Source organism: Christensenella sp., from assembly GCF_034927525.1.
Taxonomy (GTDB): domain Bacteria; phylum Bacillota; class Clostridia; order Christensenellales; family Christensenellaceae; genus Christensenella.
Genome location: NZ_JAYFPU010000274.1, coordinates 1 through 1801 on the forward strand (window position 1 = coordinate 1; position 1801 = coordinate 1801).

1 pseudogene is annotated in these 1801 nt (G+C 38.4%); it reads right to left on the reverse strand.

What is annotated here, in order from left to right:
• Positions 1-618: 618 nt before the first annotated feature.
• A pseudogene (locus VB081_RS11150) lies at positions 619-1674 on the reverse strand (tyrosine-type recombinase/integrase); the annotation flags it as partial.
• Positions 1675-1801 lie beyond the last annotated feature (127 nt).

Consider the following 1801-nt stretch of genomic DNA (forward strand, 5'->3'; position numbering starts at 1 on the left):
ACCACTTCTGCCACTAAAAACACACTAAAGATAATAAGCCAAATGATCATGTGACGCTCCTCTCCCATTTTTATCATTATATCCCATCCCCATTAGGAAACCCAGTTGATTCAGGAAGGCTTAAGGGGTCGCATAAAAAAAGAGACCGCACAGTGTACGATCTCTCCGTTGTAATATAATCAATTATTAGTGGCTTGCTGCCACTTTCAGAATCTTATTCTGAAAGTGGATTCACCTCGGCTTTACCGGCTTTCCTGCTTTTCTTTATCCTCCTCTCGGAGGAAAAGCAGCAAATCCGGTATTTGCCTCATTACCGCAAGCCACTCGCTTACGCTCGTAAATCGGCTTGCTGCCACTTTCAGAATCTTATTCTGAAAGTGGATTCGGCTTCATGGCCGGGACGAAATAAGACATAGCTTTACTGTGTTTCACCTCTATGCCCAACAACTGTTTGCAACTAATCACTTAATTCTCAAACTATCAACATTCGGGTATCTATCAGCCTCTGTTGATGTAATATTGGTGTAATTTGATGTAAATGATGTAAATTCAATAATTCTCTATAAAAAGATTAGGGTGTATTACAATTCCCTCTTTGGAAATGAATACACCCTAATACTATGCTTTTTTGAAGTACAAGTCAAGACCTTCAAATTCTGATTTTCGTAGTTCTCTCGTTACATCTGTATAAATGTTAAGCGTTGTTGATATATCTTTATGTCCCAGTGCATCCTGAATTACTTTTACATTCACACCTGCCTCACACATTCTGGTAGTAAAAGTATGTCTAAGCGAATGGCAACTAAAATGGGGCAACAACACATCTGGATTTTCGTCTTTTAAAAACTGTTCATCATTGCAATTGCGTATTATCCGCCTGATTGCTTTATTCAATGTCGATTGATGTTGTGGCTGCCCGAAACGATTGATAAAAATAAAATCTGTGTAGCCATCAACAGTGGCTTCACAATGCAAATCTAATAAGTCCTGTCTTTCCTTCTCCATCAGAAATGCTTCTTTCACAAAATCAAGCATTGGCACTTGTCTATTTCCCGCTTCGGTCTTTGGAGTATGCACATTAAAGTAACACCCCTTCTTTCCCTCGGAAGACCTATGGTCATAATATACCAAAGTATGACTGACATTTATAATACCCTCCTCAATGTCAATATCGCACCATCTGAGCGCAGTAACCTCTCCCACTCGAAGTCCAGTTCCTATCATAACTGCAAACACTGAGTACCAATTTTGAACACTAGGGTCTTCTTTCAAATAGGAAAGAAATAAATCCTGCTCTGGTCTGGAAAGACCTCTGCGTTTTTCTGTTTGAAATATGTGCGATTTCTTTAATTCCTTGAGAACATTATTGGACGGATTATTTCTTATATAATCATCGTCCACCGCCATATCTAAAATCTGATGTAAGACGGTGTGGATATTATCAATCGTTGCCGCCTTCAAACATCTTTCATCTGCAAGATAATTATAATATCTTTTTACATCGGATTTTTTCAGTAATGCAATTCTTTTATCGCCTATCTGGTGACGAACAAATGTCTCGTACATATACTTATAATTCTCGAAAGTGTTATTTTTTAGTCCACGCTTCAAGTCTTTCCATAATTCATAAAGCTCATTTACAGTTGTATATCTTGCCTCCGCTTTGATATTGTCAATAATAGTTGACAGATTTCCCTCAAGGATTCAGCGACCTTATGCAACATCCTGTAAGGACTGGTAATATTGCTGCCTCTTTATTATAGGTGGCACTCCACCAATCGATGAGCAGATTCTTCTGTTA